This is a genomic window from Pseudomonas sp. H1_G08, from assembly GCF_054681355.1.
Window position 1 is genome coordinate 915,713 of record NZ_CP162822.1, and the last position, 15,511, is coordinate 931,223.

The following is a 15,511-nucleotide window of genomic DNA, read 5'->3' on the forward strand; positions in this document are numbered from 1 at the left end:
CGCAGACTCATTATTGTTGTTAACCGACGTGAACCGAATTTAGCAGGTCTGACTTTTCGGTCAATGGTTTTCTGACTTAAAGGTCAGAAAAACCGTTTCGTCGATCAACAGCGTGTCTATTCAGTATTGACCTTCATCGGTCACTGCGCTTTTTTGCGGGATTCGTGCCAAAAACCGCTGAGTGGGCACTCCGCCATGACCGCGCATTTGCGCTACACTGCGCCGCTTGTGCAGATCGATAGAGTTTGAAGGACAACCATGACGTTCAAGGCGCCGGACAGCCTCGCCGAGCAAATCGCTCACCACCTCGCCGAACGCATCATTCGTGGCGAAATGAAGCCAGGAGAGCGCATCCAGGAACAGAAGGTCACGCTGGCGCTCAACGTCAGCCGCGGTTCGGTCCGCGAAGCCTTGCTGATCCTCGAGCGCCGTCACCTGATCGCGATCCTGCCGCGTCGTGGCGCCCACGTTACCGAGCTGACGCCGCACAAGGTGCAGAGCCTGTGCACGCTGATGAGCGAGCTGTACATCCTGCTCGGCAATTCCGTGGCCAACGGCTGGCAAGTGCAGTCGGACATGGCGCCCTTCGTGCAGATCCAGCAGCGCCTGACCGCCAATTACGAACGCGGCGATATCCGCAGCTTCGTCGATGACAGCTTCGCGGTGATGCGCGCCGCCTATCCGTTTGCCAACAATCCGTACCTGCAAGAAACCGTCGAGAACCTCCAGCCGGCGATGAGCCGTGCGTATTTCCTCGCCCTCGAACAGCGCAAGGCGGAAATGAGCGAATTCCTCGAACTGTTCGAACGCTTGCTCGCTGCCGTACTCGCCCGTGATTTGCCGCAGATCCGCATCGTGCTCACGGCGTATGCCCAGCGCAGCTGCGATCTGGTGGTGTCTGCGCTGACGGTTGCCTGAGCGTGCGGCTGAAGTGCATCAAACTGGCGGGGTTCAAATCCTTCGTCGACCCGACCACGGTGAACTTCCCCAGTAACATGGCGGCGGTCGTCGGGCCGAACGGTTGCGGCAAGTCGAACATCATCGACGCCGTGCGCTGGGTGATGGGCGAAAGTTCGGCGAAGAACCTCCGTGGCGAGTCGATGACCGATGTCATCTTCAACGGCTCGACCAGCCGCAAACCGGTGAGCCAGGCCAGCATCGAGCTGGTGTTCGACAACTCCGACGGCACGCTGCTCGGCGAATACGCCGCCTACGCGGAAATTTCCATCCGCCGCAAAGTCACCCGCGACAGCCAGACCACGTATTACCTCAACGGCACCAAATGCCGTCGGCGCGACATCACCGATATTTTCCTCGGCACCGGCCTCGGTCCGCGCAGCTACTCGATCATCGAACAGGGGATGATCTCCAAGCTGATCGAATCCAAGCCCGAAGACCTGCGTAACTTCATCGAAGAAGCCGCCGGCATCTCGAAATATAAAGAGCGCCGCCGCGAGACCGAGAACCGCATCCGCCGCACCCACGAAAACCTCGCCCGACTCACCGACCTGCGCGAAGAACTGGAGCGCCAGCTCGAACGACTGCACCGTCAGGCCGAGGCGGCGAAAAAGTATCAGGAACTCAAGGCCGAAGAGCGTCAGCTCAAGGCGCAACTGTCGGCGCTGCGCTGGCAGGACCTCAACGAGCAGGTCGGCCAGCGCGAGTCGATCATCGGCAACCAGGAAGTCAGCTTCGAAGCGCTGGTCGCTGAACAGCGTAACGCTGACGCCGCCATCGAACGCCTGCGCGACGGTCACCACGACCTGTCCGAGCGCTTCAATCTGGTGCAGGGCCGCTTCTATTCGGTCGGCGGCGACATCGCCCGGGTCGAGCAGAGCATCCAGCACGGCCAGCAGCGTTTGCGTCAGTTGCAGGACGATCTGAAAGAAGCCGAGCGCGCGCGTCTGGAAACCGAATCGCACCTTGGCCACGACCGCACGCTGTTGCTGACCCTCGGCGAAGAACTGGACATGCTCACCCCCGAGCAGGAAGTCACCAGCGCCGCCGCCGAGGAAGCCGCTGCGGCCCTCGAAGAAGCCGAAACCACCATGCACGGCTGGCAGGAGCAGTGGGACGCGTTCAACCTGACCGCTGCCGAACCGCGCCGTCAGGCTGAAGTCCAGCAATCGCGGATCCAGCAGTTGGAAAGCAGCATGGAGCGTCTGGCTGACCGGCAGAAACGCCTCGCTGAAGAGCGCGCGTTGCTGTCCGCCGACCCGGAAGACGCGGCGATCATGGCGCTCAATGAGCAGCTCGCCGAGTCTGAAGCGACCCTGGAAGATTTACAGACCAGCGAAGAAGCGCAGGTCGAAAAGCTCGAACAACTGCGTCAGGAGTTGCAGCAGGCGTTGACCGCGCAGCAGCAGGCGCAGGGCGATCTGCAGCGGCTCAACGGGCGTTTGGCGTCGCTGGAAGCCTTGCAGCAGGCCGCGCTCGACCCGGGCACCGGCACCGCCGAATGGTTGAAGGAACACAATCTCGCCGAGCGTCCGCGTCTGGCCGAAGGCCTGAAGGTCGAGGCCGGTTGGGAGCTGGCGGTGGAAACCGTGCTCGGCGCCGATCTGCAAGCGGTACTGGTCGACGATTTCAGCGGCTTCGATCTGTCCGGTTTCACCCAAGGCGATTTGCGCCTGCTCAGCCCGGCCAGCGATGGCGTGCGGGTGGCGGGCAGCCTGCTGGACAAAGTCGAGGCGCAGATCGATCTGTCGCCGTGGCTCGGCCAGGTCAAACCGGTCGACAGCCTTGAACAGGCGCTGGCGTTGCGCGGTCAGTTGAGCGCCGGGCAAAGCCTGATCAGCCGCGACGGCTATTGGGTCGGACGACACTTTTTACGCGTACGTCGCGCCAGCGAAGCGGAAAGCGGCATGCTCGCCCGTGGCCAGGAAATCGAAGACTTGCAGCTTGAACGCGAAGAGCGCGAAGCCACCGTCGAGGCCATGGAAACCCGCCTGCAAACCTTGCGCGCGCAACAGCGCCAGCAGGAAAACGGCCGCGAACATCTGCGCCGCTTGCTGCAGGACGAAGCGCGCCAGCAAGGCGAACTGAAAGCACAATTGTCCGCTGGCAAGGCCAAGGCCGAGCAACTGACATTGCGCCGCACCCGTCTCGATGAAGAACTGGTCGAGCTCGCCGAACAGCGCGAGCTTGAGCACGAGCAGGTCGGCGAAGCGCGCATGCAATTGCAAGAAGCGCTGGACACCATGGCGCTCGACACCGAGCAGCGCGAGTTGCTGCTGGCCCAGCGCGACAGCCTGCGCGAGCGCCTTGATCGCGTGCGTCAGGAAGCCCGGCAGCACAAGGATCACGCCCATCAACTGGCCGTGCGTCTCGGCTCGTTGCGCGCCCAGCATGACTCCACGCGACAGGCGCTGGAGCGTCTGGAGATGCAGGCCGAGCGTCTGACTGAAAAGCGCGAACAGTTGAGTCTGAATCTGGAGGAGGGTGAGGCGCCGCTGGAAGAGCTGCGTCTGAAACTTGAAGAACTGCTCGACAAGCGCATGACCGTCGATGAAGAACTCAAGACTGCGCAGATCGCCCTGGAAGACGCCGATCGTGAATTGCGCGACGCGGAAAAACGCCGCACCCAAGCCGAGCAGCAATCGCAGTTGATTCGCGGCCAGCTCGAACAGCAACGCATGGAATGGCAGGCGCTGACCGTACGGCGCAAGGCTTTGCAGGATCAATTGCTCGAAGATGGCTACGATCTCAACGGCGTGCTCGCCACATTGACCGCACAAGCCAGTGAACGCGAGGCCGAAGAAGAACTCGAACGCATCAACGCGCGGATTCAGCGCCTGGGTGCGATCAACCTCGCGGCCATCGATGAATACACGCAACAATCGGAGCGTAAACGTTATCTGGATGCGCAGGACGCCGATCTGGTCGAGGCGCTGGAGACCCTGGAAAACGTCATCCGCAAGATCGACAAGGAAACCCGCAACCGTTTCAAAGATACCTTTGATCAGATCAACGGCGGTTTGCAGGCACTTTTCCCGAAAGTTTTCGGTGGCGGGCGCGCGTATTTGGAACTGACGGGCGAAGATCTACTCGATACAGGGGTGACGATCATGGCGCAGCCGCCCGGGAAGAAGAACAGCACCATCCATTTGCTCTCCGGCGGCGAAAAGGCCCTGACTGCACTGGCCCTGGTTTTTGCCATCTTCAAGTTGAACCCGGCGCCGTTCTGCATGCTCGATGAGGTTGACGCGCCACTGGATGACGCTAACGTTGGACGCTACGCACGCTTGGTCAAAGAGATGTCGCAGACCGTGCAGTTCATCTACATCACCCACAACAAGATCGCCATGGAAATGGCCGAGCAGTTGATGGGTGTGACGATGCATGAGCCGGGCTGCTCGCGACTGGTGGCGGTGGATGTCGAGGAGGCGATGGCGATGGTGGACGCCTGAGTCGGTGTGGTGTCGGAATAGTTTTGGAGGTCTGTAGGACTTTTTACTGACATCGGCCGGATGGCCAATCGACATATTCGCGCAAGCCAAATGAGACAGACGGTGTAAAGTTGTCTTTGGTCGTGCTAGTTTAATGTCAATTTTTCGTATACGTGGGCAAAACGCCTGTCAGAACATAGAGTTGGCGCCACGTTTTAAAGCGGTTTACGCAGTGTAAACCCCTTATTTTTCAGCATTTTTTATAGAGGCACGGGATTACATGGAAATCGGTCTGCGCGAGTGGCTGATCGTCATCGGCATCATTGTGATAGCCGGTATTCTTTTCGATGGCTGGCGCCGTATGCGCGGTGGCAAGGGAAAGCTGAAATTCCGTCTCGACCGGAGCCTGTCCAATCTGCCGGACGAGGACACCAGCGCCGAGCTGTTGGGCCCGGCCCGCGTCCTGGACACGCACAAAGAGCCGCAACTGGACGAGCACGATCTGCCGTCGGTGAGCATGCCCAACCGCGAAGCCCGCGAGCCGCGCGAGTCCGGTTCGAAACGTGGCAAGCGCGGCAGCAACGGCCCGGCGCAGGGCGACTTGAACCTCGACCTCGATCTGGACGGCGGCCCGAGCTTCAGCAGCCGTGACGACGATTTCGCCGAAGACAGCAAGCCTGCAGCGGCCGTGGCGGAAAAAGATCAGCCGCAAGCCGAAGAAGTCCTGGTGATCAGCGTGATCTGCCGCGACCCGGCCGGCTTCAAAGGCCCGGCGCTGCTGCAGAATATTCTCGAAAGCGGCCTGCGTTTCGGCGAGATGGACATTTTCCACCGCCACGAAAGCATGGCCGGCAACGGCGAAGTGCTGTTCTCCATGGCCAACGCGGTCAAGCCGGGTATCTTCGATCTGGACGACATCGACCACTTCAGCACTCCGGCGGTGAGCTTCTTCCTCGGTCTGCCAGGCCCGCGTCATCCAAAGCAGGCCTTCGACGTGATGGTTGCGGCAGCCCGCAAGCTGTCCCAGGAATTGAACGGCGAATTGAAAGACGATCAGCGCAGCGTACTGACCGCGCAGACGATTGAGCATTACCGTCAGCGCATCGTCGAATTCGAACGCCGCGCATTGACCCAGAAGCGCTAAGGCCAGATCAAAAGATCGCAGCCTTCGGCAGCTCCTACAGAGGATCGCGATACTGTAGGAGCTGACGAGTGCAACGAGGCTGCGATCTTCTGGCCCCGCCGCCGATAATGGAATAAAACTGGAGCAGCCTCGGCTGCTCTTTTGCTTTATGAGAGAACACCCATGACCGCCGCCAAAACCCGCATTCTAGAGCTGCGCGCTGAGCTGGATCAGCACAACTATCGCTATCACGTTCTCGACGAGCCGAGCATTCCCGATGCCGAATACGACCGCTTGTTTCACGAGCTCAAGGCACTGGAAGCGGCCAACCCGGAACTGATCACCAGCGATTCGCCGACCCAGCGCGTCGGTAGCATGGCGTTGACTGCGTTCACTCAGGTGCGTCACGAAATCCCGATGCTCAGCCTCGGCAACGCCTTCGAAGAATCCGACATGCGCGAGTTCGATCGCCGCGTCAACGAAGGCCTCGACGTGCCGGCCGGCGATCTGTTTGGTGGCGGCGCGGCGGTGGAATACAGCTGCGAGCCGAAGCTCGATGGCCTGGCGGTCAGCCTGCTGTATCAGGATGGTCTGCTGGTGCGCGGCGCCACCCGTGGCGATGGCACCACCGGCGAGGACATCAGCGTCAACGTGCGCACCGTGCGCAATATTCCGCTGAAGCTGCACGGCGAAGGCTGGCCGGCGACGCTGGAAGTGCGTGGTGAAGTGTTCATGTCCAAGGCCGGTTTCGAGCGCCTCAATGCTTCGCAGCTGGAAATCGGCGGCAAGACCTTTGCCAACCCGCGCAACGCGGCAGCGGGCAGCCTGCGCCAGCTCGATTCGAAGATCACCGCCAATCGTCCGCTGGAATTCTGCTGCTATGGCATCGGTCAGGTATCTCACGATATCGCCGACACCCACATCGGCAACCTCCAGCAGTTGCAGAAGTGGGGCATGCCGATCAGTCACGAACTGAAGCTGGCCAAGGGCATCGACGAGTGTCTTGAGTATTACCGCGACATCGGCGCGCGCCGTAACTCGCTGGCCTATGAAATCGATGGCGTGGTGTTCAAGGTCAACAGCATTGCCGACCAGCGTGAACTGGGCTTTCGTGCGCGCGAGCCGCGCTGGGCGATCGCGCACAAATTCCCGGCGATGGAAGAACTCACCGAGCTGCTCGACGTGGAATTCCAGGTCGGCCGCACCGGTGCGGTGACTCCGGTTGCGCGTTTGAAACCGGTGAAAGTCGCCGGCGTCACCGTGGCCAACGCCACGTTGCACAACATGGACGAAGTCGCGCGTCTGGGCCTGATGATCGGCGACACGGTGATCATTCGCCGCGCCGGCGATGTGATTCCGCAAGTGGTGCAGGTAGTTACCGAGCGTCGCCCCGATGACGCGCGCCCGGTGGCCATTCCTGAAAGTTGCCCGGTGTGCGGCTCCCACGTTGAACGCACGCAACTGGTCAAGCGCAGCAAGGGCAAGGAAACCTTCAGCGAAGGCGCGGTGTATCGCTGCGTCGGCCGACTGGCCTGCGGTGCGCAACTGAAACAGGCGATCATTCACTTCGTCTCGCGCCGGGCCATGGACATCGAAGGCTTGGGCGACAAGAGCGTCGAACAACTGGTCGACGAAGGTCTGGTCAGTTCGCCGGCCGATCTGTATGCGCTGAAGTTCGACGACATCGTCGATCTGGAAGGCTTCGCCGAGGTGTCGAGCAACAAGCTTCTCAAAGCCATCGAAGACAGCAAGCAACCGAGCCTGGCACGTTTCATCTACGCCCTCGGCATCCCCGATGTCGGTGAAGAAACGGCGAAGGTGCTGGCGCGCTCGCTGGGTTCGCTGGAGCGCGTGCAGCAGGCCTTGCCGCATGTGCTGACCTATCTGCCAGATGTCGGCCTGGAAGTGGCGCACGAGATTCACAGTTTCTTTGAGGATGCGCACAACCAGCAGGTCATCAGCGAATTGCTCGGCCATGGTTTGCAGATTCAGGATCAGGGCGAATTGGGCGCCGAATTCGCCGCCAGTACCACGTTGGGCGGCTTGCTCGACAAGCTGCACATTCCTTTCGTTGGCCCCGGTGGTGCGCAGAAACTGGCCGATCGCTTCGGTTCGCTGGAAGCGGTGATGAACGCTGACTGGCTGGATATGCGCCAGGCATTGCCGGAGAAGCAGGCCAACTCGGTGCGCGAGTTCTTCGCCTCGCCTGACCATCGGCAACTGGCCGAGCGGGCCGAGCAGCAGTTGCGCGATTTCGGCATGCATTGGCAGAGCGAGAAGAAAGTCGTCGAAGGTCTGCCGCTGTCCGGGGAAACCTGGGTGCTGACCGGCAAGGTCGAACTGATGAGCCGGGATGTGGCCAAGGATCATCTGGAAAGCCTGGGTGCCAAGGTCGCCGGTTCGGTGTCGGCGAAAACCCATTGCGTGGTCGCAGGCCCGGGTGCCGGCTCGAAACTGACCAAGGCCAACGAGCTGGGTGTGAAGGTCATGGACGAGGAAGCGTTTATCGCCTTCCTCAAAACCCACGGCGTCGCCGTCTGACCGGATGAACCCCTGTGGTGAGGGGTTTTATCCCTGTCCGGATGGACACCTGTGGCGAGGGGATTTATCCCCGCTGGGTCGCGCAGCGACCCCAAAACCCTGCAGCTGATCATTTTATCTGTATCGCGTGTACGGTTTTTTGCGACTGCTGCGCAGTCGAGCGGGGATAAATTCCCTCACCACAATGGTGCTATCACCCGGCTGCGCGGTTATGGGTGGGAACGATGTTGTCTTCAGAATGATCTAGTCTTGGCCAGTCCCAGGGAGAGATCGCCATGCACCGCTTTTTCGAGCAGCTCAGTTCCCGCATCATCGCGCCGTTCGTGGCCGGATCCTCGCGCAACAGCAAAGTCTGGCCGTGCCGTTGCGGCCAGTCGCTGTTCTTTCGCAACAGTCAGTGCCTGGCCTGTAACGCCTTGCTCGGTTATCAACCTGAACAAAGTCGCCTGACCTCGCTGCAGCCGGGGCCGGAAGAGGGCACCTGGACGCTCGACGTCGATCCCGACGCCGGACTGTTCCGCCGCTGCGCCAACCTCGACATGCCCGCCGCGTGCAACTGGCTGCTGCCGGCCAACGATCACGACACCTTGTGCATCGCTTGCAGCCTTAACCGCACCATCCCTGATCTCTCCGTCGCGGAAAATCCCGAACGCTGGCGCAAGGTCGAAATCGCCAAGCGTCGACTGGTCGCGCAACTGATCACCCTCGGCTTGCCGGTCATCCCGAAAACCGTCGACGAAGAAACCGGATTGGCTTTCGACTTCATCGGTGTCGACCTCGAAGGCAACGCGCCGATGACCGGCCACGCCAATGGCCTGATCACCCTCGACATCAAAGAGGCCGACGATGCGCACCGTGAGCAGGTCAGGGCGGCGATGCACGAACCTTACCGCACGCTGCTCGGGCATTTTCGCCATGAGGTCGGCCACTACTACTGGGATCGCCTCATCGCCAACGGCCCTTGGCTGGAGGCGTTCCGTAATCTGTTCGGCGACGAACGCGCCAGTTACGCCGACGCGCTGGACCGGCACTACCAGCAAGGCGCACCGCTGGACTGGCCGCAGCACTACGTCAGTGCCTACGCGACCATGCACCCGTGGGAAGACTGGGCGGAAACCTGGGCGCACTACCTGCACATGATGGACGCCGTGGATACTGCGCTGGGCTTCGGCATGAGCGCGCGGGAAATGGACTTTGACTATCAGCCGTTTCCGACCAGCACCCTGTACGACCCGGAGCACCCCGGCGGTGGCGCTTTCCTGTCATTCGTCAATGCGTGGATCGAGCTGGCGGGCATGCTCAACGAACTGTCGCGCAGCATGGGCCAGCCGGATTTCTATCCGTTCGTACTGCCGGCAGCGGCGATCGCCAAGCTGCACTTCATTCATCTGGTGATCCAGGATGCGGGCGGTCGCGCAGACGAAGTCCTGGCCCTGTAGAAGCTGGCGCAGGCTGCGATCTTTTGGCGTCACCGCATGTCCTTGAACCTGTTGGTATTTTTTATCTGCAACCAACGGTTGTAACTTCATCTCAGACAGGTACAATGGCGCGGCTCGCCGACAGGCAAGCGTCGTTATGGTGACCCCATCGGTCCCCCCGCAACGATTACCCGTGAACCTGGTCAGATCCGGAAGGAAGCAGCCACAGCGGGAACATTGTGTGCCGGGGTGTGGCTGGTGGGGGCACCACCTTAACGAACCTACCGAGAATTCAGAGAACTGCATGGGTTTGCCCACTGCGGTTTTTTTATGCCTGCGATTTGGCTAGTGGCGTTGATCCGCCAGCAAAAATGCTCGGATCAGCCGGGCAGCTTCCAGTGCCCTTGCGGCTGTCGACAGCGAACAGTGGCATACTCCCCCGCCTGGCAACGAGAGGTAAGGCAAGTGGGTGAAATTGACGATCTGACCCGGGAAAAGCTGCGCGAATGGCAGTTGCGTCGTCTGGAAGTCAAAGCACAGATGCAGGATCAGCCCGCGCGCACGCTGGAACTGTCGCGAGTGCTCGACCTGATGGATGAAGAACACGCTGCGATTCTGGCGGCATCTGCTGTTTTCAACGCGGCAGACGAGCCTGAACAGTCGATCCCGGTCGAGGCACAATCGGCGATCGTCGAGCACGCATCAGCCTCGCCTACCGCAAAGTACGACCTGCAACTGCAAGCCACCGCTCAAAGCCCTGAACACCTGCGCAAACTGCTCGAAATGGCCCTCTACGAAGTGCAGGCGCAGATCGATGCGGCGGCGGTGGCCAGCGGCACTGAACGACGCGGCATGTCCGGCACGCTCGGCGACTACTCCTTCGAGCTGCGCATCAGCCCCGAGGCCGGCAGTGAAGGAAACTTGCCGCAGTCCCATGAAATGCACGACGAGAATGACCAGGACTGATCTGGTGTTGTATTAAGGCCCAGGCGGCGAGGTTGTATGCACCCGGAACATTTTGATTTGGCCACCCCGGTATTTCTGCCCATCACCCATGATGCGTGTACGGCGCTGTTGCAGCCCGAGGGTGACGCGGCACTGGCCAACCTGAGCGACCCGGAACTGGCGGCGGTGCTGGTCATCCAGAACCTTGCCCAGGCCACGGAAAAGGACCTGAGCGCCAGCGCAGCGGAGAAAATTCTCGCCAGACTCATTGACTGGTCTGTCACCTCCCGGCGCTCCGGATCGGCGGGACTGCTTGCAGAGGCGCGGCGTCTGTTCGATTCGCGCAAATTGTATTTCGGCCTCAATGCGCTCAAAGGCCTGAACCTGCGCTTTCTCATGGCCGATGAAGTCACAGCGCAGGAATACCTGTTGCCCGGCGGGCAGTGGGATGTGGACTACAAGATCCGCCATCAGCAACAGAACAACCCGTTTCGCCAGCAAATGGTCACGCCACGCGAGCGTGAACACTGGTTAAGTGCGGCGCAGGACAAACTGCTGCGAACCTTCCGTGCCAACCTCGACGAAGACCTGCACGTGCAGGGTTATGCGGGCATCGGCAAGAGTTACATGCTCAGCGCGCTGATCGAATGCCTGCGCTCGAAACGCACCCTGGTACTGGCGCGCACCCCGGCGAAACTGGCGACGTTGCGCAAGCACATCGTGCAAGTGCACGACACGGAAATTGGCCAGACCTTCTACGATTTTGCCCAGGCCCAGTTGCTCGGCCCCCGATCGCACATGGCCAGGACGCCAGCGCGGATCCCGAGCAGGCAGGCGCTGGCGCAGGAACTGAATATGTTCGGCTTTCGCCACCACGATGGGCAGGGCACTCTGGAGGTTTGTCTGCGCGTGCTGGAGCTGTATTGCGCCTCAAGAGATCACACGCTATCCGCCAGGCACCTGCCGCATTTTCAGCAGCCGTTGACCGGCGCAGACTCACAGGCGCTGCTGGAATATTCCAGTCGCCTGTGGGTATATCTCGAGGCCAATCCGGCGTGGGCCAGCCAGAGCGGTTTTCCGACGTTGCTCATGATCAAGCGCGCCAGTCTGGCCGGTTGCCGCGTGCCGCCGCGCTACACCCATGTGATCATCGACGAAAGCCAGGACGTGCCGGCGTCGCTGCTGCAAATCATCGAGCGCGGGCAGCAGGTACTGATCACCCTCGGCGATGAGTATCAGCAGGCCACGGGCGAGGCGCCCAAGCGCAAGCGTGAAGTTCGTCAGAGCGATATCTGCTATTCGGTGCGTTCGGGGCGCAATGTCGAGCGCCTGGTCAATCCGCTGATCTCGCGCCACACGCACAAGAGCAAAGTGCCGTTCGAAGGCGCTCGTCACGCCGACGTCGATATCGAGTACTACCCGCAAGCCTTCGTGCCGCCCGAAGGTTGCGTGGTGCTGACCGCGTCACCCTGGGACACGATGATGTGGGCCATCCATCTGCACGACTCCAGTTGCGCCTTCAGTTTTCCCGACCGGGAAGCGCAGGACGACATCAAGCATTTCATGACCACCGCCATCGAGCTGTTCCGCCGCGATTTCTACAACGCCGGGTCCAGCGAGAAAGGACCGCACCCGTATTTCAGCGACATGGCTGATTGGCAGCAGGTGCGCGCCGCCAACCAGTTCGATGAAGCTTTCTTGTGGATCGAGGCGCAGTTGCAAAACGGCTTCATGATTGCCGACCTGACTCGCCTGAGCCAAAAGATCATCGAGCCAGGCAAAGCCTGTCTGTTGATGATGGCCGAGCGGGCTGGCGGCATGGAGTTCAAGCGCGTGCTGTTGACCCGGACGTTGCTCAGTAACGAGAAATTCAAGGATGCCTACGAGTTCGATCAGCGCATCTGCGCCGTGTACATCGCCGTGTCCCGTGCCCGGCAGCAGCTTTATCTGCCTTACGACGTGGTCGAGTGGATCGATTATCACCACAGCCGCGAGCCAAAATTCCGCGAGTCGCACGGTTATTGACCCGGCCAATCCTGTGGGAGCTAGGGTGTGGTTGAAGAGGCGCCGGTGTACAACCTGATTATGTCGTCGATCTCGCCGGACATTTTCATTCGCAGCAGCGTGCGCAGGATCCGCTGCACCGGCACGTTCGGGTCGTTCCTCACATAGCAGCCGATATTCTGTTCCTGCAGCACCGCGACCCCTTGCAGCTGCTGCTCCGGCAACAGGCGCTGATTGATCCAGTCCAGCGTCCACTGATTGCTCACCGCATAGCGGTATCGCCCGGCGAGGAGCTTTTCCAGTACCTGTTCCTGATTGCGCGCGTCTTCGCGTTGCAACTGGTCGGCGTCAAACAGCGGTTGCAGGGTAGGGTAGCTGTAGCCGAGAACGGTGCCGATGGCCTGGCGCGGCAACTGGGCGGGATTGATCTGCGCCGGTTGTTCCTTGCGGCTGATCAGCAGGTCGCGCTGGAACCACAACGGCACGCTCCAGATGTAATCGCCGGACTGATTCGGCAGCCACGACTGTGCGGCATAGCAGCGCACGTCGATGTCGCCGTGCTCCATGGCGCTCTGAACCCGCGCGCGCGGCAGGACGACGAATTGCGCTGGCGCGCCAACCTGGGTCGCCAGGCTGAGCAGGACGTCATGCAGGATGCCCTGGGTCGGTCTGCCGCCTTGCAGTTGCACCATCGGCATCGCCCAACTGTCCGGCACGGCGAAGCGCAACGGCGCTTGCGCTGCCATCGCGTTGAGGCTGATACCCAGCAATGCCGCCACGGCCCACCGCATAGACGCTCCGGTAATTCCCCATCCCGAGCTGATAAAAGCCTCTGCTGATGCAGCTTAGCCATATTAGACGAGGACACCGGATGCAATTTTGCCCTTGCTCCGCTAGCATTAGCCGCTTCTGCTTCCTTCGCTGCGACGGTTTTCGATGAGTTATCAGGTTCTTGCACGTAAATGGCGTCCACGCTCGTTCCGCGAAATGGTCGGCCAGACCCATGTGCTCAAGGCTCTGATCAATGCCTTGGACAGCCAACGGCTGCACCACGCCTACCTGTTCACCGGGACGCGCGGGGTCGGCAAGACCACCATCGCGCGGATCATTGCCAAGTGCCTGAACTGCGAGACAGGTATCACCTCCAGCCCCTGCGGCGAGTGTTCGGTATGCCGCGAGATCGATGAAGGCCGTTTTGTCGACCTCATCGAGATCGACGCCGCCAGCCGCACCAAGGTCGAAGATACCCGCGAACTGCTCGATAACGTGCAGTACGCGCCAAGCCGTGGGCGCTTCAAGGTCTACCTGATCGACGAAGTGCACATGCTTTCCAGCCATTCCTTCAATGCGCTGTTGAAAACCCTCGAAGAGCCGCCGCCCTACGTCAAGTTCATCCTGGCGACCACCGATCCGCAGAAACTTCCGGCAACGATTCTTTCGCGCTGCCTGCAGTTCTCCCTGAAGAACATGACGCCCGAGCGTGTGGTCGAGCATTTGACCCACGTGCTCACGGCGGAGAACGTACCGTTCGAAGACGATGCACTGTGGCTGCTCGGTCGCGCTGCTGACGGCTCGATGCGCGACGCCATGAGCCTGACCGATCAGGCCATCGCGTTCGGTGAAGGCAAGGTCCTCGCGACCGACGTGCGGGCCATGCTCGGCACGCTGGATCACGGTCAGGTCTATGACGTGCTGCATTCGCTGATCGAGGGCGATGCCAAGGCGCTGCTCGAAGCCGTGCGGCATCTGGCCGAGCAAGGTCCGGACTGGAACGGCGTGCTCTCGGAAATTCTCAACGTGCTGCACCGCGTGGCCATCGCTCAGGCGTTGCCGGAAGGCGTCGACAATGGCCACGGCGACCGTGATCGCGTATTGGCCCTGGCCCAGGCGTTGCCGGCCGAAGACGTGCAGTTCTATTACCAGATGGGCCTGATCGGTCGTCGCGATTTGCCGCTGGCGCCGGACCCGCGTGGCGGTTTCGAGATGGTCTTGCTGCGGATGCTCGCGTTCCGACCGGCGGATACGGCGGACGCGCCGAGGCAACCGCTAAAGCCAGTGGGGATCAGCCAGGCCACAGTTGATTCCGCAAACTCAGTGGCTGCCGCGCCGAAGCCTGCGCCGGTGGTCGCTGCGGCTGCTGCGCCAGCACCCGCGCCCGCGCCCGCACCAGTAGCAGCGCCGGCTGCCGAGCCAGAACCGGATGTGCCGGTTGTCGAAGCGCACCCGGAGCCTGAGCCAGTCGCCGTCGAAACCGTGGTCGATCTGCCATGGAACGACCCGGTGGAAGCCGAGGCCGAGCCGGCGCCAGTTCAGCAACCCGCCGTCGAACCGGTGCTGGAAACCGCCGGCGAGCAGCCTGAACTGCCGCCGATGCCGCTGCCGACCCCGGACAGCGTGGTCCCGGATGCGCCGGAGTGGGCCGCTGCGCCAATTCCCGAGCCGTCCGTCGCCGACGTCGATGCCGCTACGCCGGGCATGGACATCGACGACGAACCGCCGCTGGATGAAGACTACATCGAGCCGGACATGGATTCGGCCTACAGCTACCTCGACGAACTGGCCAGCGAACACGCCGCCGATCCCGAGCCTGAGCCCGAGCCGGAACCTGCCGCCGCGCCGGCCACCGGCCTGGCCCTGCAATGGCTGGAGCTGTTCCCGAAGCTGCCGATTTCCGGCATGACCGGCAGCATCGCCGCCAACTGCACGTTGATTGCGGTCGATGGCGATCACTGGCTGATGCACCTCGATCCGGCTCACAGCGCCCTGTTCAACGCCACGCAACAGCGTCGTCTCAACGACGCGTTGAACCAGTTCCACGGGCGCACGCTGACCCTGACCATCGAGCTGATCAAGCCCGAGCAGGAAACCCCGGCCCAGGCCGCCTCGCGCCGCCGCGCCAATCGCCAGCGTGAGGCGGAGGAATCGATCCACGGTGATCCGTTCATCCAGCAGATGGTTCAGCAGTTCGGCGCAGTGGTGCGAAGCGATACTATTGAACCTGTCGACGCCTTGGTCACCCAAGGCTAATAACTGAAGGTGCTCGGCCAAGATGGCCGGGCGCTGTTTTATCCAAGTACGTTTGAGGTGATTCC

The 15,511-nt window shown here is 61.4% G+C and carries 9 protein-coding genes and 1 other RNA gene; 9 read left to right on the plus strand and 1 reads right to left on the minus strand.

Annotated elements, in window-relative coordinates:
* The first annotated feature begins 258 nt into the window (after nucleotides 1-258).
* From AB4N85_RS04215 to AB4N85_RS04250, 8 genes are all read left to right on the plus strand, one after another.
* Complete coding sequence (locus tag AB4N85_RS04215; protein WP_039763015.1) at nucleotides 259-918, plus strand: GntR family transcriptional regulator; 660 nt, start codon at nucleotides 259-261, stop codon at nucleotides 916-918.
* A gap of 2 nt (nucleotides 919-920) precedes the next feature.
* Complete coding sequence (smc, locus tag AB4N85_RS04220) at nucleotides 921-4,409, plus strand: chromosome segregation protein SMC (RefSeq protein WP_150635839.1); 3,489 nt, start codon at nucleotides 921-923, stop codon at nucleotides 4,407-4,409.
* A 259-nt stretch (nucleotides 4,410-4,668) separates the two neighbouring features.
* A complete protein-coding gene (gene zipA / locus AB4N85_RS04225) occupies nucleotides 4,669-5,532 on the plus strand; it encodes a cell division protein ZipA (RefSeq protein WP_016773851.1) in 864 nt (287 codons plus the stop codon).
* 162 nt (nucleotides 5,533-5,694) lie between these two features.
* A complete protein-coding gene (gene ligA / locus AB4N85_RS04230) occupies nucleotides 5,695-8,052 on the plus strand; it encodes an NAD-dependent DNA ligase LigA (RefSeq protein WP_252869085.1) in 2,358 nt (785 codons plus the stop codon).
* A gap of 275 nt (nucleotides 8,053-8,327) precedes the next feature.
* A complete protein-coding gene (locus AB4N85_RS04235) occupies nucleotides 8,328-9,491 on the plus strand; it encodes a zinc-binding metallopeptidase family protein (RefSeq protein ID WP_252869086.1) in 1,164 nt (387 codons plus the stop codon).
* A 146-nt stretch (nucleotides 9,492-9,637) separates the two neighbouring features.
* Nucleotides 9,638-9,734: signal recognition particle sRNA small type (ffs, locus tag AB4N85_RS04240), an RNA gene on the plus strand.
* A 201-nt stretch (nucleotides 9,735-9,935) separates the two neighbouring features.
* On the plus strand, nucleotides 9,936-10,436 hold the full coding sequence (locus tag AB4N85_RS04245; protein WP_252869087.1) for a hypothetical protein: 501 nt from the start codon (nucleotides 9,936-9,938) through the stop codon (nucleotides 10,434-10,436).
* A 36-nt stretch (nucleotides 10,437-10,472) separates the two neighbouring features.
* Entirely contained in the window at nucleotides 10,473-12,440 is a 1,968-nt protein-coding gene (locus AB4N85_RS04250; RefSeq protein WP_305382554.1) for a hypothetical protein, read from the plus strand.
* Nucleotides 12,441-12,460: 20 nt separating this feature from the next.
* Here the strand turns inward: AB4N85_RS04250 and AB4N85_RS04255 are convergent, their stop codons facing one another.
* Nucleotides 12,461-13,210 carry a substrate-binding periplasmic protein gene (locus AB4N85_RS04255; protein WP_073474002.1) on the minus strand — a complete coding sequence of 250 codons (750 nt, stop codon included), beginning with the start codon at nucleotides 13,208-13,210 and terminating at the stop codon, nucleotides 12,461-12,463.
* Between the two features lie 145 nt (nucleotides 13,211-13,355).
* Between AB4N85_RS04255 and dnaX the strand changes: the two genes are divergently transcribed.
* Nucleotides 13,356-15,446 (plus strand): DNA polymerase III subunit gamma/tau, encoded by a 2,091-nt coding sequence (gene dnaX, locus AB4N85_RS04260; protein ID WP_252869089.1) that lies wholly within the window; start codon nucleotides 13,356-13,358, stop codon nucleotides 15,444-15,446.
* Nucleotides 15,447-15,511 lie beyond the last annotated feature (65 nt).

Bases quoted from the DNA above. Each gene is read 5' to 3' on its own strand.
- AB4N85_RS04215 (WP_039763015.1), top strand. From the start codon at position 259: ATGACGTTCAAGGCGCCGGACAGCCTCGCCGAGCAAATCGCTCACCAC.
- zipA (WP_016773851.1), top strand. From the start codon at position 4,669: ATGGAAATCGGTCTGCGCGAGTGGCTGATCGTCATCGGCATCATTGTG.
- ligA (WP_252869085.1), top strand. From the start codon at position 5,695: ATGACCGCCGCCAAAACCCGCATTCTAGAGCTGCGCGCTGAGCTGGAT.
- AB4N85_RS04235 (WP_252869086.1), top strand. From the start codon at position 8,328: ATGCACCGCTTTTTCGAGCAGCTCAGTTCCCGCATCATCGCGCCGTTC.
- AB4N85_RS04250 (WP_305382554.1), top strand. From the start codon at position 10,473: ATGCACCCGGAACATTTTGATTTGGCCACCCCGGTATTTCTGCCCATC.
- AB4N85_RS04255 (WP_073474002.1), bottom strand. From the start codon at position 13,210: ATGCGGTGGGCCGTGGCGGCATTGCTGGGTATCAGCCTCAACGCGATG.
- dnaX (WP_252869089.1), top strand. From the start codon at position 13,356: ATGAGTTATCAGGTTCTTGCACGTAAATGGCGTCCACGCTCGTTCCGC.